Source organism: Paludibacterium purpuratum, from assembly GCF_004363805.1.
Taxonomy (GTDB): domain Bacteria; phylum Pseudomonadota; class Gammaproteobacteria; order Burkholderiales; family Chromobacteriaceae; genus Paludibacterium; species Paludibacterium purpuratum.
In genome coordinates, this window is record NZ_SNZP01000010.1 from 138,262 (window position 1) to 160,813 (window position 22,552).

Here is a 22,552-nt window from a genome sequence, read left to right on the forward strand (position 1 = left end):
GCACCTACGATATCTATGGGAGCCAAGCAATGACGATTCTGGTGACGGGCGGTGCCGGGTTTATCGGCGGCAATTTCGTGCTCGACTGGCTGGCGCAGTCCGACGAGCCGGTGGTCAATCTCGACAAGTTGACCTACGCCGGCAATCTGCAAACCCTGGCATCGTTGTGCGACGACCCGCGTCATCGCTTCGTGCAGGGCGATATCGGCGACCGTGCCTGCGTCGATGCCTTGTTGGCCGCACATCGGCCGCGTGCGGTGGTCAACTTCGCCGCCGAGTCGCATGTCGATCGGTCGATTCATGGGCCGGGCGAGTTCATTCAAACCAATGTCGTCGGCACCTTTCAACTGTTGGAAGCCGTGCGCGGTTATTGGCAGGCATTGCCCGATACGGAAAAAGCGGCATTCCGTTTCCTGCACGTCTCGACCGACGAGGTGTACGGCACGCTGACAGAGAACGACTCGCCCTTTGCCGAGACCAACCGCTACGAGCCCAACAGCCCCTATTCGGCCAGTAAAGCGGCCTCGGATCATTTGGTGCGCGCTTGGCACCATACCTATGGTCTGCCGGTACTGACCACCAATTGCAGCAACAACTACGGACCGTACCATTTCCCGGAAAAACTGATTCCGCTGGTGATCCGCAACGCGCTGGCCGGCCAGCCGCTGCCGATCTACGGCGACGGCCGGCAAGTGCGCGACTGGCTCTATGTCGGCGACCACTGCGGCGCGATCCGCCGCGTACTGGAAGCCGGCCGCCCTGGCGAAACCTATAACGTCGGCGGTTGGAACGAAAAGCCCAATCTTGAGGTGGTTGAAACCATCTGCGCCATCCTGGACGAATTGCAACCGCGTGCAGATGGGCAACGCTATGCCAGTCAGATTGCTTTCGTCACCGACCGACCCGGGCACGATCGCCGCTATGCCATCGATGCGCGTAAATTGGAACGCGAATTGGGCTGGAAACCGCAGGAGACCTTCGACAGCGGTATCCGCAAGACGATCGCCTGGTATTTGGCCAACCAGGAGTGGGTGCGTAATGTCGAAAGCGGTCACTACCGCGACTGGGTGGCCAAACAATACGGTACGCCAGCATGAGCCGCATCCTGCTAACCGGCGTCAACGGCCAGGTGGGCTATGAATTGGCCATTGCTCTGGCCCCGCTTGGCGATTTACACACGGCGACACGCGCCGAGTTCGATTTATCCGACCCGACGGCCATGCTGGCGGCGCTCGCGCGCTTGCGACCGGATGTGATCGTCAACCCGGCGGCGTACACGGCCGTCGATCGCGCAGAAAGCGACCAAGCGACGGCCATGCAGATCAATGCCGAAGCGCCTGGCGTGTTGGCGCGCTGGGCCGTCGAACACGGGGCCTTGTTGGTGCATTACTCGACCGACTACGTGTTCGACGGACTTCAGACCGAGCCTTACCGGGAAACCGATCCGATCGATCCGCAATCGGTCTACGGCCGCAGCAAATGGCTGGGTGAAGAGAGCGTGCGACAGGCGGGCGGGCGGCACCTGATTTTCCGTACCAGCTGGGTATTCGGCCGGCATGGCGCCAATTTCCTCAAGACCATGCTGCGTTTGGCTGGCGAGCGCGATACGCTGCGCGTGGTGGCCGACCAGTTCGGCGCGCCGACCTCGGCCGCATTGATCGCCGCGGCGACCGCGGATATCGTGCGCCAATATTTGGCCAACCCCGAGACTACGCCGCTTGGTACCTATCACTTGACTGCGCGCGGTCGTACCAACTGGTGCGATTACGCCCGTTACATTATCGCCGGCGCCCGGGCTCGCGGCATGGCGCTGAAAGTGCGGGACATCGAAGCAATCGGCACCGCCGACTACCCGCTGCCGGCGCCTCGCCCGGCCAATTCAAGCCTGGATTGCCGCAAACTCAAACAAGATTTCGGCTTCGCGCTACCGCCGTGGCAACAGGGTGTCGACCAGGTCTTGGATCAGTTGCTCGGCGTATAGCGTCGGCGGATTGCCGGTGGCGAATCCGCCTTACGGTAGGTCTTTGTCTTGTTCGTGTCGGCGCTGGTGGCGTTGCCACATCAGGCCCAACGCCCTCAGCGCGATACCGCAGCCGGAGATGGCCAACACCAATACCAGCGGCACGGCCACCAAGTAGGGGAAGAACCCCACCAGTAGCGCCAACGCCAACAGGAACAGACCGATAGACAGGAACGAGGCGGCCTCGCTGCTTTCCACCGGGCGAGTGCCGCGTACCACCGCACCGAGTGCGTCGCTGATACGCGCTGCCTGCCGTGCCGCCGCCGAAGCATGCCGTGCCGCCGCGCTCGGGTGAATCAATTGTTGGACCGATTGGGCCAAGTCGATGTCGCGCGGCTCGGACAGCGCCGGCCGCCGACGCGTGCCTTTGAGTACGATTTCCGTTGCCTGCCCCAGATCCTGGATGAACTTCACTTCCATTGCCGTGGCGATCTCCGCATCCTCGATCGCCACATCCAGTTCTCGATTGGTCAACCAGCTCGACAGGTTGAGATTGCTTGAACCGATACGCGCCCAGCGGCCGTCCGCCACGGCGCTTTTTGCGTGCACCATTTGCCCGTTCCACTCGAACACCCGTACCCCGGCTTCCAACAGCGGACGGTACAGTGTGCGCGATACGGTGGCGATCCAGCCGATGTCGCTGGAGCGCGGCACCAATAGGCGTACATCGACCCCATCTTGCGCCGCCTGCTTCAACGCCGATAGGTATAGGCTGGTACCCATGAAGTAGGCGTCGGTCAGCCACAGGCTCTTGCGGGCGAAACTGGCGATGAGCAGGTCGAGCCGCATCATGTGGGCCGTGGTTGGCGTGGTGGCGATCAGGCGTACCGTTACCGGGGATTGCGGAGACGGCTCGCTCTCGGTCGATCGTGGCGGCAACCTGAGCGCTTCGCCGCAACTGGCCCAGCTGTCGCAAAAAGCGGCCACGGCCTCTTCGACCACCGGTCCGATCAGCCGCACGCCGGTATCGCGCCAGGGCGACAAATGCTTGGCCGGATCGCCCTCCCAGCGCGAACTGATGCATAGCCCCGAGACGAACGCTTGTCGGCGGTCGACGACGAACAGTTTGCGATGATTGCGCCCCAAAAGCGCCAGTCCGCGTAGCGGATTGATCGGGTTGTAGGCCCGTACCTCGGCACCCGCTTGGCGCAGCGGCTTGAAAAAGCCCCACAGGTGCTCGCGCCAGCAACCGAGCGCATCGTACAACAGACAAACCCGTACGCCCGCCCGCGCCTTGTCGATCAGCGCGGCACGCATGCGCCGGCCGAACGCGTCGTCGCTAAATAGGTACATTTCGATAAGGATGGACTCGGTGGCGCCGTCGACCGCGGATAGCCAGGCGGGGAAATTCTGCTCGCTGTCGAATAACAATTCGACCTGATTGCCACCGGTCAGAGGGGCCCCGGCCGAGCGGGCGAATGCCTGGTCGGCCAGATAGCGAATCGAGCGTGCATCCGACTCGGCGCTTTGAAATTCTGTCATGATTTAGGCGAATTGTTAAACAATATTCAAAAGTCGGACAGTCCGACACCCCAAGGCGATGCTATCTGCATGACTATTCGGCGAATTCATCCCTTTACTTTAGCGGAAGTCATGACGAAATTGTGGCGAAAAATCCCGTTATCGCAGTGCAAAAAATGCGCCAATCCAGGCGTTAGCTAAATGATTTTAAATAATTAATGCACCGCACAAATAATGTGTTGCGACGTGCAAATGTTGCACTTAGAATCGTTGTCATTACATCTAGATAATAATAGGGCAACCACCATGGACAGACAGCGTTGGCTAGAGGGTACCTTATACCAACCGGATTTCGAGCAGGATAGTTGCGGCTTCGGCCTGATTACCCAACTGGATGACAAGCCGAGCCACTGGATCGTCAAGACGGCCATCGATTCGCTGGCCAAGCTGACGCACCGCGGCGCCGTGGCCGCCGACGGCAAGTCGGGCGACGGCTGCGGTCTGTTGTTCAAGAAACCCGACGGCTTCTTGCGCGAGGTCGCCGCCGCCGACGGCATCGCGCTCAAGGGCGTGTACGCCGCCGGTCTGGTGTTCCACCATCCCGAGCGCGAACCGGGGCTGGAAAGCATCGCCGCCTTGCGTGCCGCCATCGAGGCGCAGGCGCTGGAGTATGCCGGCTTGCGCCAGGTGCCGGTCGATGCCGGCGCCTGTGGCGAGTATGCCCTGCAGACGCTGCCGGCGATCGGCCAAGTGTTCGTCAATTGCCCGTTCGGGATGGATGAGGCCACCTTCCAGCGCCGCCTGTACATGGCGCGTCGCCAGGCCGAAAAAGCCAATCGGACGCGCGACAGCTATTTCTATATCCCGACGCTGTCGCCGCATACCTTGTCCTACAAGGGGCTGGTGACGCCGGAAAACCTGCCGCGCTTCTTCCGCGACCTGCAGGACGAACGCTTCGAGTCCAGCCTGGCGGTATTCCACCAGCGTTTCTCGACCAATACTTGGCCGCAGTGGAAGCTCGCCCAGCCGTTCCGCTACCTGGCGCACAACGGCGAAATCAACACCGTACAGGGCAATCGCAACTGGGCGCGCGCGCGCGAACGCATCATGGCCTCGCCGCATCTCGACCTGGAACAGGTGCGGCCGATCGTACAGACCGACGGCTCCGATTCGATGAGCCTGGACAATATGCTCGAAGGCCTGCTGATGGGCGGTATCGGCCTGTTCCGAGCGCTGCGCCTGTTGGTGCCGCCGGCCTGGCAGAACGGCGACAGCACCGACAAGGATCTGCGCGCCTTCTACGAATTCAATTCCATGCACATGGAGCCATGGGACGGCCCTGCGGGCATCGTGCTGACCGACGGCCGCTACGCCGCCTGTATTCTCGACCGCAACGGCCTGCGCCCGGCACGTTGGGTGCTGACGCGCGACAATATCCTGACCATCGCCTCGGAAGTGGGGGTTTGGGACTACAAGCCGGAAGATGTGGTGAAGAAGGGGCGCGTCAAGCCGGGGCAGTTGTTCGCCGCCGACTTGCAGACCGGCGAATTGCTGATGCCGGAAGAGATCGACGCCCAGCTTAAAAGCGCCAAGCCCTATCGCCAGTGGATCAAGGACAACGCCAAGTACCTGGAGCTGTCGATCGACGACGACTCCACGCTCGAGCCGATGCAGGGCGAAGAGCTGGCTACCTTCCAGAAACTGTATAACCTGACGCGCGAAGAGCGCGACCAGATTCTCAAGGTGCTGGCCGACGATGCCCAGGAGCCGGTGGGCTCGATGGGCGACGATACACCGATGGCGGTACTGTCGAGCCAGGCGCGATCGCCGTTCGACTACCTGCGCCAACAGTTCGCCCAAGTCACCAACCCGCCGATCGACCCGATCCGCGAGGCGGTGGTGATGTCGCTCAATTCGGTGTTCGGCCCCGAACGCAATATGTTCGACGAGAGCGCCGAACACGCCAAGCGCTTGGAAGTGCGTTCGCCGGTGCTGTCGCACGAGAAGTTCGTGCGTGTCACCACACGCCCCGAACCGTATCTCAAAGCCACCTCCTTCGATCTGTGCTACGACCCGGCCGAGCTGGATCTGAAGGGCGCCATCGAGCAACTGGCCCGCCACGTGACCGAGGCGGTGCGCGAGGGCACGGTGATCGTGGTGCTGACCGATCGCCACATCTCGCCGCAACGCCTGCCGATCCATGCCTTGTTCGCCACCGGCGCCGTGCATCACGCGCTGATCGACAGCGGCTTGCGCTGCAAAACCAACATCGTGGTGGAAACCGCCACGGTGCGCGACGCGCACCAGATGGCCTGTCTGGTCGGTTTCGGCGCCACGGCGGTCTATCCCTACCTGGCCTATCAGTCGATCATCGATCTGGTCAATCGCGGCGAAGTGGCGCTCAAGGTCAACGAGGCATTGCAGCACTACCGGCGCGGCATCAATAAGGGCCTGCTCAAGGTGCTGTCCAAGATGGGGATTTCCACCATCGCCTCTTACCGCGGCGCCCAGTTGTTCGAAGCCGTGGGGCTTAACGACGAAGTGGTCGCCCTGTGTATGAAGGGCACCGTCAGCCGCATCGGCGGCGCCGACTTCGCCGACTTTGCCCGCGACCAGGAAAAGCTCGCGCGCCAGGCATTCAACCCGCTACGCGACATCCGCCAGGGGGGCTTGCTGAAGTACGTGCATGGCGAGGAGTACCACGCCTACAACCCCGATGTGGTGATGACACTGCAAGAAGCGGTGCAGAACGACGATTATGCCGCCTACCTGCGCTACGCCGAGCTGGTCAACCAGCGCCCGGCGGCCATGTTCCGCGACCTGATGCAGCTCAAGCTGTCCGATCATCCGGTCAACGTGGACGACGTCGAGCCGGTCGAACGGCTACTTAAGCGCTTCGACTCGGCCGGCATGTCGCTCGGCGCCTTGTCGCCCGAGGCGCACGAGGCGCTGGCGATCGCCATGAACCGTCTGGGCGGCCGTTCCAACTCCGGCGAAGGTGGCGAAGACCCGGTGCGCTACGGCACCGAGAAAATGTCGCGCATCAAGCAGGTGGCATCCGGCCGTTTCGGCGTGACGCCGCACTACCTGGTCAACGCCGACGTGCTGCAGATCAAGGTTGCCCAGGGCGCCAAGCCGGGCGAGGGCGGCCAACTGCCGGGCGACAAGGTGTCGCCGCTGATCGCGCGCCTGCGCTGCTCCAAGCCCGGCATCAGCCTGATTTCGCCGCCGCCGCACCATGACATCTACTCGATCGAGGATCTGGCGCAACTGATCTTCGACCTCAAGCAGGTCAACCCACAGGCGCTGGTGTCGGTCAAGCTGGTGGCCGAGCCGGGAGTCGGCACGGTCGCGGCCGGCGTGGCCAAGGCCTACGCCGACCTGATCACCATCTCCGGTTACGATGGCGGCACCGGCGCCTCGCCGCTGACTTCGGTGAAGTATGCCGGCTCGCCGTGGGAACTGGGCCTGACCGAAGCGCAACAAGTGCTGCGCGCCAATGGCCTACGCGGCCGCGTGCGCGTGCAGACCGACGGCGGCCTCAAAACCGGCCTGGACGTGGTCAAGGCTGCCATCATGGGTGCCGAAAGCTTCGGCTTCGGTACCGGTCCGATGATCGCGCTCGGCTGTAAATACCTGCGTATCTGCCACCTGAACAACTGCGCCACCGGCGTGGCGACCCAGGAACTGAAGCTGCGCTCCAAGTACTTTACCGGCCTGCCGGAACGCGTGATGAACTACTTCCAGTTCGTGGCGCGCGAAACCCGCGAATGGATGGCGCGCCTGGGCGTGACCCGCATGGAGGATCTGATCGGCCGCTTCGATCTGCTGGAACTGCTGCCTGGCGAAACCGACAAGCAACAGAAGTTGCAGCTCTCCGCATTGTTGTCGCAAGGGCGGATCCCCGAGAGCGAGCCGCGCTACTGCGTGGCCGACTCGAACCCGTCGTTCGACAAGGGCGAGCTGGCCGAGCAAGTGCTGCGTGATGCCAGCCCGGCCATCGATCAACGCCAGATGCTGCGCCTCGAGTACCCGATCGAGAACGTCCATCGCTCGATGGGCGCGCGCCTCTCCGGCGAGATCGCCCGTAAACATGGCGCGGCCGGCCTGCCGGATGGCTGCCTGACCGTCAAGTTCGCTGGCTCGGCTGGCCAGAGCTTCGGCGTGTGGAACGCACAGGGCCTGCACCTGGAACTGGAGGGTGACGCCAACGACTACGTCGGCAAGGGCATGGCTGGCGGCCGGGTGGTGATCTACCCGCCGAAGACGGCCGCTTATGTCGCGCACGAATCGATCATCATCGGCAACACCTGTCTGTATGGCGCGACCGGCGGCCAACTGTACGCCGCCGGCATCGCCGGCGAACGCTTCGGCGTGCGCAACTCAGGCGCCTTGGCCGTGATCGAAGGCACCGGCGACCACTGCTGCGAATACATGACCGGCGGTTGCGTGATCGTGCTGGGCGAAGCCGGCTACAACTTCGGCGCGGGCATGACCGGCGGTTTCGCCTTCGTCTACGATGCGAGCGAGAAATTCGCCTACCGCTACAACAACGAACTGATCGATATCCACATGATCAACGGCGAGTCCATGGGCATGTATCGCGCCTTCCTGCTCGACAAGCTGGCGCGACATGTCGAACTGACCGGCTCCGAGCTGGGCCGCAAGATGCTGCAGGACTTCGATGACTACGTGGACGACTTCTGGTTGGTCAAGCCCAAGGCGGCCAAGCTCGACAGTTTGCTGAAAGATTGATGGGGTGAATCATGGGTGACGTATTTCAGTTTTTGAACCTCGCGCGCAACCCGGGCGAGAAAGTGGACGCAGGCGTCCGCAAGATCGTGTTCAAGGAAATCTACCAGCCATTGTCCAAGGACGATGCCGCCGAGCAAGCCGGGCGTTGTCTGTCCTGCGGCAACCCCTATTGCGAATGGGAGTGTCCGGTACACAACTACATTCCCAATTGGCTGGAATTGGTTAAGCAGGGGCGTTTGTTCGACGCCGCCGAACTTTCGCACAAGACCAACTCGCTGCCGGAAATCTGCGGACGCGTCTGTCCGCAAGACCGGCTGTGCGAGGGCGCCTGTACGCTTGACCAAGGCGGCTTCGGCGCCGTCAGTATCGGCGCGGTGGAAAAGTACATCACCGACGAGGCCTACAAGGCCGGCTGGCGTCCCGACATGAGCCGCGTGACTTTCGGCGGCAAGAAAGTGGCCGTTATCGGCGCCGGCCCGGCGGGCCTGGCTTGCGCCGATGTGCTGGTGCGCAATGGCGTGCGCCCGGTGGTGTTCGATCGCTATGAGGAAATCGGTGGTTTGCTCACCTTCGGCATTCCCGAGTTCAAGCTGGAGAAAGAGGTGGTCCGCCGCCGCCGCGAAATCATGGAAGGCATGGGCGTCGAGTTCTGCCTCAACACCGAAATCGGCTGCGATGTCCAGATCGAACAACTGCTTGCCGAATACGACGCGGTATTCATGGGCATGGGCGCCTACCAATACCTGAAAGGCGGCTTCGACGGCGAAGAGCTGCCGGGCGTACTGGAAGCGCTGCCCTATCTGATCAATAACGTGCGCCAGCACATGGGGACACTGCCGGCATCGGAAACGCCGATCAATATGAAGGCCAAGCGCGTGGTGGTGTTGGGCGGCGGCGACACGGCGATGGACTGCAACCGCACCGCCATCCGCCAGGGGGCCGAGAGCGTGATCTGCGCCTATCGCCGCGACGAGGCCAATATGCCCGGCTCGCGCCGCGAAGTCGCCAACGCCAAGGAAGAGGGCGTCGAATTCCTGTGGCAGCGCCAACCGCTGGGCATCGAGCGCGCTGCCGACGGGTCGTTACGAGTGCGATTGGCTGAGACTCGCCTAAGCGAACCGGATGCCAAGGGGCGGCGTAATGCCGAGATCGTGCCGGGGTCGGAAGAAACGCTCGAGTGCGATCACGTGATTATCGCTTTCGGCTTCCAGGCCGAGGCGGCTTCGTGGTTCCAGGGGCAGGGGATTACCGTGGATGGCCGTGGACGGACCGTGGTGTCTTCGCGTGGGGAGGTTCGCTATCAGACGTCGAACCCCAAGATCTTTGCCGGGGGGGATATGGTGCGCGGGGCGGATCTGGTCGTCAGGGCCGTGTTTGAAGGGCGGCAGGCGGCGGAGGGGATTTTGGGGTGGTTGGGGGAGGGCTGAGCTTCTCGGCACGACTTTGTCGTCCCCAAGGTACCGGCAGAGGAGGCCATCGGCGATGACGGCCTCTTCTGCGCGAGGTGTATCAGTGGCTTTTCGTTTGCTGGTGAGTACGGTGCCATTGAACTACGTGTTGTAGCCCTTGTTCCACAGTTTGTGGTGGTGCCCATTGCAGCTCTTGTCGGATCGGGGCGCTATCGACTGCTAAATCGTCGATAAGCCGGCTGACGACCGCGCTTTTGCCTGTCAAACGCCCCATCACTCTTAGCAGAGGCAAAGGAAAAGGAAGTAGCCGGGCTGGGCGCCCCATCATTTCGGAGAGCCGCCGGATAAGTTCTGCTGTCGAGAGATCCTCCCCATCGCTCACCAAAAAGGTTCGTCCCGCAGCTGCCGGGTGTGTTAGACATCGAAGTGTTGCATCTGCCATATTTTTCAAAGAAATCAGGCTGCGCCGATTGTGTACATTACGAAGCGGCAATGGCATGCCTTTTTCGATGGCGGTGATGAGGCGTAGGAAATTGGCACCGACCCCCGGGCCGTAGATCAATGGAGGTCGAAGAATGACCAATTTCATACCGGTTTTTGCCGAAAGTTCTTGCAAGCGTTGCTCGGTTTCCCATTTGGAGACTCCGTACGGGTCGGATGGGGCCGCGGGCATGTCCGCCCGAAATGGCAGGCCTCGCGGGGTGGCTTCGCCATTGACCTTGATCGAACTGATCATGATGAATGTCTGTACCCCGTAACCAGCTGCTTGCGTGGCCAGCCGCAAGGTGCCATGTACATTCGCCTCCTGGTATGCGCTTAAAGGATCGCTTGCAGACTCGCTCATGACATGAACCCTTGCCGCGCAATGGACAATAGCATTTACCGAGAGTGCTTTGTGCGGGAGTGGCCCCGTTTCGCGTAGGTCGCCCAGCACAACGGGTTCGACATCCGTAGGCAGTCCAGTTTGTCTATCTGGCGACCGAATCCCCGCAAGGAGATCAATGGTGGCCGTGTCGCGCAGGTGGGAGATCAGGCCTTGGCCGAGCATACCGTTTGCCCCGGTAACAAGAACTTTCATCAGATGCGCTCCAGTTGTGCTTGGTAAATTCGCAGATGTTTATCCACAACCTGCTCGATGGCAAACTCTTGCTCGGCAAATGCTCGTCCCGCTGATCCCATCTGGCGACATTGCTCCGGGTTGTCGAGTAGTAAGCGCATGGCATCTGCGAGCGCACAGACATTGCGTGGAGCGACAAGGAGGCCGCTGACATTTGCTAGGATGGCATCGCGACAGCCGGGCATATCTGTCGTTACCACCGCGCGGCCACAAGCAGCAGCCTCGATCAGAACTTTAGGCAGACCCTCGCCATAATACGACGGCAGAACAACCAGGTGCGCTTGAGCGATCACCTCCGGCATGTCATGTCGCTCTCCCCATATTTCAACAATGGCTTCATCCTGGATTTGTTGTAACTCCTGTTGGGAGAGGCTGTTGGGATTGCCGGGATCGATATTGCCCACAAGGCAGAATCTGAATGGATAACCTTGCTTTTTGAGCATGCGAGCAGCTTGAACAAACTCCATCACGCCTTTGTCCTTGATCAGGCGGCAAGCCATGAGGGCTGTTGGATGTCCCTCTGGTAGGGATTTGGGATAATACTCGGTGAGGCTGACGCCGGATCCACGGATCAATACCCCCTTTTCGGGGGGAAGCTTTGCTAGTGCGGTCAGACAATCGCGATCCTGGGTATTTTGAAAGATGACTGTCAGGTTGCGACTACCCAACGCCAACTTATACATGGTGCCGACTAAAAGTCGGCGCAACTTTGCTTTCCACCCCTTATCAATAAACACAAAGCCCAAACCAGATATGGCTGCGACAACAGCAGGCACCTTTGCCAAGCGGGCCGCGATACCTCCAAATAAAACAGGCTTGATGGTGACGAGGTGGATGATATCGGGGTTTACCGTCAGGCAAAGTCGCAGGATACGTCCGAAAGTTATGCATTCAGACAGCAGAGACGATCGTCCTCGATTGATTTGAATCGGGTGAATAATCAATCCATGCGACGCCAATTCGTTTTGTTTGTTAGTAATGGTGGTCGCAATATGCACTTCATAGCCAACTTGTTGGGCGGCCAAAGCAACGGGTAATCGATGGGAAAGAAAGAACCAATCGACGTTTACAACCAGCAGTAATCTGGGTTTGGAGGGCGGCTGACAATTCTGCATGGGGTTAGTTTTTTGGCCGGGTGACGATCTCGCACTCGGCAACCATAAAGTCTTCATCCGGCAAGTGCCGGTACTGTTTTGCCAAGTCGCATCGCTTAATAGGCATGCTAGGCCATCTGGTTTCTCTGACAAGTTCGACGTCGAAACCAGCCTCTACAAACATAGAAAGCATTTCGCGTGGACGAATCCGATTCGTATAAAATCCGCTGCCGCTGAACAAGTTCCCTTCCCATACCTGCTCGGAGAAACGCAGGCTATTCAAGCCTCCACCAAGGTGGTCTCGGAAATCGATACTATGCACCCCAATGCCATTCTCTGGCGTGATTCGTCGCAACTCCCGTAGAAAGGCGGGGAACTCGGCTTTCGGTACATGTTCCAGCACGACTTGGGACCAGATGAAATTGACGGAAGAGCCCGGAATCGACGCGAGCGAGGTAGTTCCTTCTGTCAGATAATGTACCTTGAGATGGGCCTGCAAAGCCGGCAACGCGTCGATGCCATCAAAATCTGGCGGGGTATGGCCCTGTTGAGCCAAGAGGGTGGCTGTCTGTTGCCACCCCTGCAAGGTGCTTTCTGCAAAATTGCCCGCATCTACCAAGTAAGCTTGGCTAGCTCCATATGCACGTGCCACCAGACCTGACAGTATGGAGTCCCCTGGCCCCAGTTCGAGGCTGATAAAGCCTCGTTCAAGTGCGTTGTATTGCTGAGCCCTGTCATAGTAGGCTTCGAAAGTTCTGATGGCTCGACCCGGCTGGTTCATCTCCCCATGGCGGAATAGACCGAGCTTGCGCCATGCATCGTAAGAAATCGGTAGGCGCGATAATGCGAGCTTGCCACCTAATTTCGCCCACCATGGCAATCGTGAAATCAAACCCATTGCTTTGCATTCTCCAGCCAAGTCTGGAACATCAACAATGTCCAGATTTGGCCTCCGGCATTGATGGTCCCCGTGCGATGCTGCTGCCAAGTCTGGCGCACCGTTTTCGATTCGAGATAGCCTTCGGCGTTTAAACGATCCGCCGCCAGGTAGTTGTCAGCCCAATCGTGTAGGGAATGGCGCAGCCAGTCGTCAACCGGCACGCTAAAGCCCATTTTTGGACGCTCCACCAGCGCCTTGGGTACATAGCGATAGAGAACTTGCCTGAGGATCCACTTGCTGTTTCCCTCTCGCAGCTTCATAGAGAAAGGAATACGCCAAGCCAAATCAATGACGCTGGGGTCGAGGAGAGGCACCCGGGCCTCAAGACTGACACGCATACTTGCTCGATCCACTTTGGTCAGGATGTCGTCGACAAGGTAGCTTTGTATATCCCACAGCATCTGCTGCTCGGCATCGGTCAGGGCCTGGTCACTCAAGCGTGACAGATTCATTTCCGGCGGCATATCCATTCGCCACGGAGTTTGCAGCAACAGCTCAGGGTTTGGCCATTGTGCGATAAGTCTAGCGTGTACTGCATCTAGCGACGCCGCGGGAAGAATCGTGGCCACTTTGTGGATTTTCTGCCCAGGAAGCGCAGGGATTACCCCTTTGGGTAGGATTCCTTTAAGGCGATGAAACAGGTTGTCCCAATTATCTGCCGATTTGCTCGCTAATAGCTGTGCCATCGCTTTGCGTAGTGGTGCTGGCAACTGTTTCAATCGGCGCCAGAACGATGACACGAACATGTACCGGTTGTAGCCCGCAAAGAGCTCATCCCCACCGTCTCCCGAGAGTGCAACGGTGACGTGCTGCCTTGCCAGGCGAGAAACCAGAAAGGTTGGGATCTGCGAAGGGTCCGCAAATGGCTCGTCGTACATCTCTGGCAATAGCGGAATCACCCCGCGGGCATCCTCGTCGGAGACGTACAACTCCGTATGCTCTGTGCCGAGATGTTTGGCAACGGCATGAGCATGCTCCGCTTCGTTATAGCCCCGCTCATGGAAGCCGATCGAAAACGTTTTGATCGGACGTGAGCTTTGGGCCTGCATCAGTGCGACCACGGTGCTGGAATCGATTCCTCCAGATAAAAAGGCTCCGAGAGGTACATCGGACACCATGTGACTGGCGACGGCATGGCTCAACGTTTTTTCCAGCTGGTCGATCGCGTCCTGAGTATCCGTTAGCATGGCGCTGGCGCCACGTGCGACGACATCTTCAATGTGCCAGTAGGCGATCGGTGCGGATAATTGGCCATTCTGGTACTTTGCGTAGCAGCCGGGCGGTAGTTTGTGAATACCCTCGAAAATGCTGAGTTCGCCGGGAACATAGCCTAAGCGCAAATATTCGCTGAGTCCTACTTGCGAGATCGAGGGTAATGTCCCTAGGTAGATGACCAGGGGCTTCAGTTCCGAGGCGAAGAGAAGCTGGTTGTTTGCTGTTGAGTAAAAAAATGGCTTGATACCGACTCTATCACGTGCAAGCCATAGTGACTGATCTTCTGTATCCCAGACGGCCAGCGCAAACATGCCGCTGAGTTTTGCCAGCGTATCCGGGATTCCCCAGCGCTCAAATGCGGCCAGCACAATTTCGGTGTCGGAGTGCCCATTGAAGTGGATGCCGAATTCTTCCAGCTTCTGCCGAAGAGCCTGAAAATTGTATATTTCACCATTGTAGGTCACGACAAAGCGACCAGACGGAGATGTCATCGGCTGGGCGCCTGCAGGCGACAGATCCAGAATGGAAAGGCGTCGATGTCCGAGCCCAACGCGGAGATCTGGCGAAAGCCAGAGTCCGGAAGCGTCCGGTCCACGGTGGGAGATGGCATCCGTCATTTTTCTCAGACGTTCTAAGTCAATCTCATGCCCAGGTGAAACGCAAATGCCGACGATCCCACACATCAAGAGACTCCTTTACTGTTGCGGGAAGCCATGCAATGTATGGCCTCGCTGAATCTGCGAGCGATCGCAGGCCATGCCAGCGTATCCCGGGCCTCGCGCACAGCACCTTCTGCACATTGCTGTAGTAGCGCGGGATCTTCGAGCAAGCGCTGGATGTCATTGGCAAGTGCTTCGGGGGACGCCTCTTTGCTAATCAAGCCTGATATCTCATGCTTGACCTGCTCAACCAACCCGCCTATGGGGGTGACCAGGACCGGGACGCCCGTGGCATACGACGTTGCTATAACGCCGGACTGACTGGCTTCTCTATACGGAAGAACGACAAGGTCCGCTTGGGAGAATATATCTCCTATTTCCTCTTCTGCAATCCAGCGATTATCCAGCTGAATGTTCGGGAGCTTGCTCAAAAGCTCTGTATAGGGAGATGAGTCGCCGGGACCCGCAATATGTAAATGAACATTAACTCCGCGACCAAGTAAAATTTCGTGAGCACGCAATAGAATGTCCAACCCTTTGTAAGGCAGAATGCGTCCAAAAAATAGCAGGCGGAAATCAGTGTTCGTCGCTTTCGGAGCGGAGTCATTATAAGGGAAAACGCCATGGGGAATAACCCATGTGCTCGTTTCTGGATAACGATACTCTGAAATAAGTGTGTTTTTTACATGCTGAGTGAGTGTCACAATGCCTTGCGCCTTGTTAACCTCTTTTCTTAACAGGTAGTGCCGAAGCAAGAAATTTTCTCCGGGGTGTGGAACGGCATCATGTAAAACAAATAAATAGGGTGTATGACGGCGTTTTCCTAGCAGCACCGGCACATTCCAAAGATGGCTCATCGTGCAGACAATGACATCAAAATTTTCCTTGGCGATATAGCGCCAAAAACGATGCCTGACGAATGGAAGGCGGCCCAAGGCCATGAATGCTGTCTTTAAATTAGAATAGGTATCGACATCCAGCCGAGGAATGGGGAGAGAGGCGAAGTCTTTATATATCTCGCATTGTCGAGACAGTGAAAGATGTAGCGATAAGCTATCATCTTTGGCAAGTTCTCTTGCCAGCTCAAGCGTATAACGCGGCCCACCTCCTCTACGCCCCCAGTGCCATAGCAGTACTTTTAATTTTTTCATATTTATGCGTGCAATATCTGCTTTACTTGTCTAGCCATACCATTTGAGTGTGGGCCTTGCTCCCTTTGTGTCATGACGTAAACGGCAATGGCAATGGCGGAGAATTGCCACAACCATATGACTCGATTTTGGTCAAAAAACAAGGCTTGTGTACCGGCTGATACGTATGTTAGTAGCAAAAAGGAGGGCAAAGAGTCGGTTATATTCGAAGAAGCCCGCGCGCGCCAGAGTGACAGTCCAATGGTACACAGCCAGCCTAGCCAAGTCATTAGCCCGAGAATGCCCTGTTCCGCCAATGTCGTCAAAAAGACACTATGAGCACGGTTGACCTGGTGGTCCACCGTGCTGATGTTTGGCAACAAGCCCACTCCGACGCCTGTGAATGGGTTTTGCTTCCAGACTTTTACCGCATTGAGCAGAAGCCCTAATCTTACTGGGCTTGTCAGCCCCTTCTGGCTCTTCGTGGTGAGTTGTTCCACCTCATCGGGGATGCTTGGGGTCGACAGTGCTCTGTCATGTATAGCGGTCGGGGCAACAGAAAGAGAGGACAGGCTGCCGTGACCAGCGGGTGGGGAGACAGGGAGAGAGAACACACTGCCGCGGTTAGTTGATGGAATGCTTGGAGCCGAAAAGGCCCTATCTGAATTATTGAATGGAAGGAATTGCGCAGGCACACAAATACCCGCCTGCGCTTCTCCGCAAGTGCAGGCGGGTAACCACCATACCAGGAGCGTCAACGGTAGGCAGAGGGTGAACATTGCGGTGAAAATGCGAGTTTTTGGCCTGAGTCGCGTGATGATCAGCCAACCTATGTAGATCGCCACCAATCCAATGAGGCCGGAGCGAGAGCCAGTGGCTTGTACGAGAAGTATTTGCATGAGCGCCAATGCCTGGTACCCAGTTTTTTTCCATTTATGTTCGCTAAATTTTATTGAAAAATATAGTGATATCGGTAAGGTGTATATGAGGAAGTTGGAAAAATAATTAGGATTGTCGAATGAGGCAATCAAATAACCGTTAGAGGTCAACATAGTTTGGGCTCCATAACCTCCTACGCAGATAGCCGATGCCCAAATGCCCGCCACAGCAAGCGCAATGGCTGTGATGAGAGAAGCTAAAGTGGATTGCAAAATGGTTTCCAGCTTTTCTCTATTTTTTATTTCATGGGATAGTAATACCATGAATGTCATGACAAGTATGTAGCCAAATATCTCGGCAACGCCATATTTTATGCCGTAGCGCAGAGTTTTCCCTTGGAGAGGTGAATTGATCAGGGAAATACTGGCGGCAACGAGGATGGCTAAAAGCCAAATGTAATTATTTTTCCAAAGCGAGCGCCATTCTCTTGATTGAAAAGACCTCAGAAAATACCCTGTAATGGTGCACGCTGCTTCGAGGTCGCCAAACCCTTGTGTGAAACTATGTGGAATGGTTGGCGCAATAAAGAGTGGTGTTGTCGCTATTGTAATAAGTAAACCATATTTGTAATTCCAAAGTGCAAGCAACGCTAGGGGGAGAAAACCGATAGTCACTGTTGCTAGCGCATGGAATGATGAGGCGCCATGGTGCCAGCGAATCCATATCCATAAGACATACCATATCCCAGCCCATAGGCAAATATTTAATATTGCATATGACGAAATTTCAAAGTCATCATCTATTTTAAAAAAAGATGAATTCAAGATTTTTTGAAAATTAGCAGAAATCAAGGATGACATCCTAGGCGATTTTATTTCTCAACGGTTATCGATTTTGCCATTTTAAATAAGCATAGCAGCACCACAATAGAACTGAGTGATCGTGAATAGCTGCTTGATGTTGATTAAGATAATTGTCAATCACTTTAAAATCAAGATGAGTTGATTCTCGAGCCATCTCTCTAAGTTTCTCTGCCAATAGTCCGTTTGCAAACCACTGGCGGATAGGCATTAAAAAACCCTGCTTTCGTCTAGTAAAAATAGTCTCCGGCAAAAAATCTCGAAATGCGGCGCGCAATATGCGTTTGCGCTCGCTACCTTTGATCAGGTATACCTCTGGGAGACTAAGTGCAAACTCAACCAGTTCAGTGTCTAAATAGGGGAGTCGAACCTCTTTTCCATGTTGCATACTCGCAAAGTCGACTTTTTTTAACATATCATTATGAAGGTTGAAACCTAGGTCGGCGATTAAAAGATCCGCCAATGTTTCGAACTGTTTTTCGCCAAGCAAGGCTTGTGATGTGAGCCTGCTGGTGAAACCGAGATTAGCGATATCGGTATCGGTCGCATAGCTTCGCCACGACAGATATTCGTCGTGTGCACTGACGGCCATATGGCTCCGGAAAAGGGCAGCGGCCCGAAGCAACGGGTTGTGCACAGCGTGTGGGTTCGATGGTGTAGGAAACATAAGCAGTAGCCGTTTCAACCATGTAGGTAAGCGCTGGCTAGCTCGCATGGCGGCATAGACGCCGTACCCGGCGAATAACTCATCGGCTGCATCGCCGCCAAGCACAACTTTTTCCTCTACATGAGAACATAGGAATGCTGTTGGGATCAAGGATGCATCGGCGTATGGTTCGCCAAGTTTTCCCAGGGTCGTATCGGTAAAGTCGAGCAGTGCGCGCTCGGTAGTATCGATTACGATGTGTTCTAGATTAGGAAAGCGTTGTGCTACGAGGCGAGCATAGGAAGATTCGTCGAAGGCAGGATCCTGTGGGAATCCTATCGAGTAGGCTCTGACTGCTCCTGCCCCCACGGTGGTGGCAAGTCCTGAAATGACCGAGGAGTCAATCCCGCCACTCAAAAAGGTGGCAACGGGAACATCGGCGGCGAGCATCCGTTGCGAGACTGATCTGCTTAGGAGGGTACGTAGCTCCTCTGTAGCCTCGGTAAAGCTGTGGTTTGAGGTTGATTGCCGCGGCTCATAATAAACGCCTTCTGTCCTGTCCCAGGTTTTTGCGTTGAACTGAATCCAGGAACCAGGCCGCACTTGGTGAAGGTTTTTATAGGGCGAGCGAGGAGCCGGGATAAACGTCAGTTGAAAAAAGAGCTTGATCGCGTCCTCATCGAGAGTGAGCCGATCTTTGCCTACTAGCCGTTCGATAGCCGGAATTTCTGATGCGAATGCAATTTCGCGCTCATCATGATAAATGTAGACAGGTTTTTCGCCGAAACGATCTCTCGTGATGAAGAGCTGGCTTTTTTCTGCATCCCAGATTGCAAAAGCAAACATGCCTTCAAGGCGAGCTAGACAGGCAAGGCCTTTGGCTCGAAAAAGCCGTATAACTACCTCAGTATCCGAGCTTGTCTGAAAAATGACGCCTTGGGCTTCTAATTCCTTGCGAATTTCGCGGAAATTATATATTTCTCCATTAAAGCAAATAGTTAGATTGCCAATCGTCATTGGCTGATTGGCTCTGGCATCCAGGTCAATAATGCTCAGTCTTCGATGACCAAAATACACTGGCGGCTCAATGTAAATTCCTTGCGCGTCAGGGCCGCGGTGAGCAATGGTGCCTAGTGCCGATTCAACTCTTTCCACTGCAATTGGCGCCTGACGCACAATCCCGCCTAGTATTCCACACATGGTTTAGTCCATTCCGATATTTGATAATTCTCGATAGAGCATCGAGTAGCGATGGCAATTGGCTGAAATGGAGTAATGCGACTCTGCGCGATGGCGTGCTGCCGCTCCCATCCGTTGTTGCAGCTCAACGTTACCCGCAAGGTCAAGGATTTTTTTCGCCACTATGCCTGAATCTCTTGGTGTGATGTACGCCGTGAGGCCTTCGATGTGGCATTCTGATACCCCTGGTGCATCGATGACGACGCTGGGTAGGCCACAAGCCATGGCTTCGAGGACAGCATTGCTCAAACCTTCGGACCTGGAGGCACTGACGAAGATGTCCGAGTCGGCGAGCAACTGCGCAACGGATGCGCTATGGCCTGTGAAAGAAACGTTCGCCGTGATGCCCAATGCTTGCGCGTGTGCGCGTAGTGAGGGCTCGGAGGGACCTTCGCCAATAAGTTGTAGTAGACAATCGGGGTGAACCTGTTTTATCCCCGCAATTGTGTCCAAAAGTAATTCCTGGCCTTTCGCCGGAATCAAACGTCCTATGCAAGCAATCCGAAGAATTTTGTCTACTCTAGAGCGATCAATCTCCTTTTGAGTAAATTGATCAATATTGATGCCATTTTCAATTACACGTATTTTTTTAGCTGGGGCCAGCATTCTCAACGAATCGGCCGAGGCGTGCGAAACAGCGGCGACAATTTTAAATGGGCGATACAACACAGAAAACAAAGGATGCTGGCCTTGTTTGGATTTGGTACCACGATGCATGTAGACAAAAGATCGGCTGCGAAAGAGACAAGCCGCCGGCCAGACGACCAATGCAGCTTGAACGCCATGAGCCACAACGATCTGACTACCAGAGCGCAGCAGGTTGAGAATGAAGAGGATCTGCAGTATTGGCAATAACGCCAAGAGTGTTGCAAATTCCTGAATCATGCGGGGAAATGTCCGAGATCTTAAAGCTAAAAGCGTTTTTGTCTTAATAGTGCTATTTTCGTTAAAATATCGTTTGCATTGTTCATCTTTGTAAATGAAAAAGAAGCAATGTTCGAATTGCTTGTCATCATAAGAAGAAAATAATTGGGCCAATTGCCGCTCGCCGCCGTGAACGCCATACGTTCTCATGATATGGGCAACAGAGATTGTCATCTTAGCTCTTCATAAATTTCATAAAATTCGTCGTTTTTTTGAATATAAACCACTTGAGGTGCTTAAGAAAAAAATCACCTAAACTTCCTAAATAACTTCGGCCATAGCGCCTGGAGACAATTAAAGACTCTTTGAAAGCTAGGTCTGGCCGCTGATAGCTAATTCCGCCTGCATGCATGATAGATACCGGTGCGGGGATGAAGTCTACGTGAAATTTTTGTGCAAGGCGAAGTAGCATGTCATAGTCGGCAGCGATGCGAAGAGATGTATCAAAAAAACCGACTGCCTGATAGCATTCTAATGGTGCAAAAAGTGCCATCTGTGGCACGCGAGATCCCTGGAGCTCTCGTTTCCAATTAAATGGTTTCCCCTGTTTTTGGGTTTTTCCATCAACCTCGACGTATAGCATCTGACCATAGCTTATGGTGCTTGATTTTAACTGTGGAATGAAAAATGAAAGCACTTTTTCGTTGAAGTATCGATCATCTGCATTTAAAAAATGAATAAACTCACCAGTGGCAAGCGATAAGCCTTTGTTCATGGCGTCGTACAGTCCATTATCCGGTTCGCTGATAAGATGGGTAATATTGGATTTGTAGCGTTCGATAATATTTAATGTGTTATCTGTAGATTGGCCGTCAATAATAATATATTCAATATTTTTTATGTTTTGAGAAATGACACTCTCAATGCATTTTTCGATACTGTTTTCAGCATTTCTGACCACCGTAATAACAGTAATGCATGGTCTTCCCGTGTGCATCTTATTTTCTTTCGCAATCGTAAAGCGATTGATACAGCGAAATGTAGTGATTCGCTTGCGCTTCAAGCGAGAACTTCTCGACGGCCAAGCACCTTGAGTGCTCGTTGAACGGGAGCCCCTGGGATTCTTGTTGTAGAACCCACCGTACGCCGTTAGCAAGCATTTCGCCGGAGAGTTGCGCAGCTAAAAAGCCGTTGTGCCGGTGGATAACGATGTCGGGCAGGCCCCCAACATTGAAGGCGATCAGAGGGAGACCGCATGCGGCTGACTCCAACGCGACATTGGGTAAATTATCTTCTAGCGACGGGATGATCACTGCATCGGCCATACAGTAGGTCTCAGCAAGCACTGTGTCATCAGCGATGTACCCCGCATAGATAGTATTCGGTGGTAACAATCGTTTTGCAGCTTCTGAAACATTTCCGACAACCAATGGTGTTACAGCCATATTTTCAGGAGAGCGATGCAGGATGTCGAGTGCGGAGAGTAACTCCTTGAATCCTTTTCTTTCGTCTGCATCGGGTGCTATGGACGTAAATAGAACGATTTTTTCTTCTTGCGGTATGCCTCTTTGTGCGCGAAGTGCCGCTTTGCCTCGAGGATAAAAGGTGTGTACATCAACACCAGTCGGGATGACCTCAATTCTTCTGTTTCTAAAAAGTCGGCTTTCCCTGGCTAGACTGGCTATCCAATGACTAGGGGCTGCAATGGTGATATTCAAATCATGCCAAAGTGATTGTTTTTTTTCAAGCAAGCGAAAAGAAATATCGGTAGGAGCTGGTTGTTTTATTTGTGGACAATTTCCGCATTCTTGCGTAAAGCCTTTGCAGGCGCTAGGATAATGGCAGCCGCCGGTAAAAGGCCATGTATCAGACAATCGCCATACAATAGGTTTGTCCAATTGACGCAAAAAAGATGGCTTAATAAAGCCACCATTAATCCAATATAAAGCGACAATATCCGCTTCTTGAACTGCAGAATGTGACGATGGATTAAAGCTGCCGCACAATGCTGGAGAAAAATATTGTGCAGCTTCTTTCATGTAATGCCGTGCAAGCTTGGCCTCACCAAAGGCATTTAGTTTGTTCCAAAAGTCAAAGTGAAACGGTTTCTTGGTCATGATCGTCGGATCCATGCTACGCTTTGAACCGACCAGCATCGTACTATCGATGCCCATGGCACATAACGATTGATGTATACGACGAGCTGCGCGACCAGCACCAGCGCCTTCGTCAGTTTGACTCAGGTGAACAACTTTCATGACTTA

The 22,552-nt window shown here is 55.3% G+C and carries 15 protein-coding genes; 4 read left to right on the forward strand and 11 right to left on the reverse strand.

Going from position 1 to position 22,552, the window contains the following annotated elements; genetic code table 11:
* Nucleotides 1-11 precede the first annotated feature (11 nt).
* A complete protein-coding gene (rfbB, locus tag DFP86_RS13235) occupies nt 12-1,097 on the forward strand; it encodes a dTDP-glucose 4,6-dehydratase (protein WP_424991632.1) in 1,086 nt (361 codons plus the stop codon).
* Nucleotides 1,094-1,981, forward strand: coding sequence for a dTDP-4-dehydrorhamnose reductase (gene rfbD / locus DFP86_RS13240; RefSeq protein ID WP_133681982.1), 888 nt, complete (start codon nt 1,094-1,096; stop codon nt 1,979-1,981). The genes rfbB and rfbD overlap by 4 nt, the downstream gene beginning before the upstream one ends.
* 30 nt (nt 1,982-2,011) lie before the next feature.
* On the opposite strand, the gene DFP86_RS13245 is transcribed toward rfbD, so the two are convergent.
* Nucleotides 2,012-3,502, reverse strand: coding sequence for a phospholipase D-like domain-containing protein (locus DFP86_RS13245; RefSeq protein WP_133681984.1), 1,491 nt, complete (start codon nt 3,500-3,502; stop codon nt 2,012-2,014).
* Nucleotides 3,503-3,787: 285 nt separating this feature from the next.
* On the opposite strand from DFP86_RS13245, the gene gltB reads away from it, so the two are divergent.
* Together gltB and DFP86_RS13255 are read left to right on the forward strand one after the other, a co-directional pair.
* On the forward strand, nt 3,788-8,236 hold the full coding sequence (gene gltB / locus DFP86_RS13250) for a glutamate synthase large subunit (protein ID WP_133681985.1): 4,449 nt from the start codon (nt 3,788-3,790) through the stop codon (nt 8,234-8,236).
* A gap of 11 nt (nt 8,237-8,247) precedes the next feature.
* Nucleotides 8,248-9,663, forward strand: a complete 1,416-nt coding sequence (locus DFP86_RS13255; RefSeq protein WP_133681986.1) for an FAD-dependent oxidoreductase — start codon at nt 8,248-8,250, stop codon at nt 9,661-9,663.
* An 82-nt stretch (nt 9,664-9,745) separates the two neighbouring features.
* On the opposite strand, the gene DFP86_RS13260 is transcribed toward DFP86_RS13255, so the two are convergent.
* From DFP86_RS13260 to DFP86_RS13305, 10 genes are read right to left on the reverse strand one after another with little or no spacing between them, the layout of a single operon-like run.
* Nucleotides 9,746-10,723 carry an NAD-dependent epimerase/dehydratase family protein gene (locus DFP86_RS13260; protein ID WP_133681987.1) on the reverse strand — a complete coding sequence of 326 codons (978 nt, stop codon included), beginning with the start codon at nt 10,721-10,723 and terminating at the stop codon, nt 9,746-9,748.
* The gene (locus tag DFP86_RS13265; RefSeq protein ID WP_133681988.1) at nt 10,723-11,877 is read right to left on the reverse strand and encodes a glycosyltransferase family 4 protein; all 1,155 of its coding nucleotides are present in this window, start codon (nt 11,875-11,877) and stop codon (nt 10,723-10,725) included. The genes DFP86_RS13260 and DFP86_RS13265 overlap by 1 nt, the downstream gene beginning before the upstream one ends.
* 4 nt (nt 11,878-11,881) lie before the next feature.
* Nucleotides 11,882-12,754: a class I SAM-dependent methyltransferase gene (locus tag DFP86_RS13270; protein WP_133681989.1), complete on the reverse strand. Its 873-nt coding sequence runs from the start codon at nt 12,752-12,754 to the stop codon at nt 11,882-11,884.
* Nucleotides 12,745-14,694: an asparagine synthase (glutamine-hydrolyzing) gene (gene asnB / locus DFP86_RS13275; protein ID WP_133681991.1), complete on the reverse strand. Its 1,950-nt coding sequence runs from the start codon at nt 14,692-14,694 to the stop codon at nt 12,745-12,747. Before asnB (DFP86_RS13275) ends, DFP86_RS13270 begins: the two co-directional genes overlap by 10 nt.
* Nucleotides 14,694-15,821, reverse strand: a complete 1,128-nt coding sequence (locus DFP86_RS13280; RefSeq protein WP_133681993.1) for a glycosyltransferase family 4 protein — start codon at nt 15,819-15,821, stop codon at nt 14,694-14,696. Before DFP86_RS13280 ends, asnB (DFP86_RS13275) begins: the two co-directional genes overlap by 1 nt.
* A 2-nt stretch (nt 15,822-15,823) precedes the next feature.
* On the reverse strand, nt 15,824-17,530 hold the full coding sequence (locus DFP86_RS13285; RefSeq protein WP_166642269.1) for an O-antigen ligase family protein: 1,707 nt from the start codon (nt 17,528-17,530) through the stop codon (nt 15,824-15,826).
* A 34-nt stretch (nt 17,531-17,564) separates the two neighbouring features.
* Complete coding sequence (asnB, locus tag DFP86_RS13290) at nt 17,565-19,385, reverse strand: asparagine synthase (glutamine-hydrolyzing) (protein ID WP_133681997.1); 1,821 nt, start codon at nt 19,383-19,385, stop codon at nt 17,565-17,567.
* A 3-nt stretch (nt 19,386-19,388) separates the two neighbouring features.
* Nucleotides 19,389-20,522, reverse strand: coding sequence for a glycosyltransferase (locus DFP86_RS13295; RefSeq protein ID WP_133681999.1), 1,134 nt, complete (start codon nt 20,520-20,522; stop codon nt 19,389-19,391).
* 1 nt (nt 20,523) lies between these two features.
* On the reverse strand, nt 20,524-21,285 hold the full coding sequence (locus DFP86_RS13300; RefSeq protein WP_166642270.1) for a glycosyltransferase family 2 protein: 762 nt from the start codon (nt 21,283-21,285) through the stop codon (nt 20,524-20,526).
* Nucleotide 21,286: 1 nt separating this feature from the next.
* The gene (locus tag DFP86_RS13305) at nt 21,287-22,546 is read right to left on the reverse strand and encodes a glycosyltransferase (protein ID WP_133682003.1); all 1,260 of its coding nucleotides are present in this window, start codon (nt 22,544-22,546) and stop codon (nt 21,287-21,289) included.
* Between the last annotated feature and the right edge of the window lie 6 nt (nt 22,547-22,552).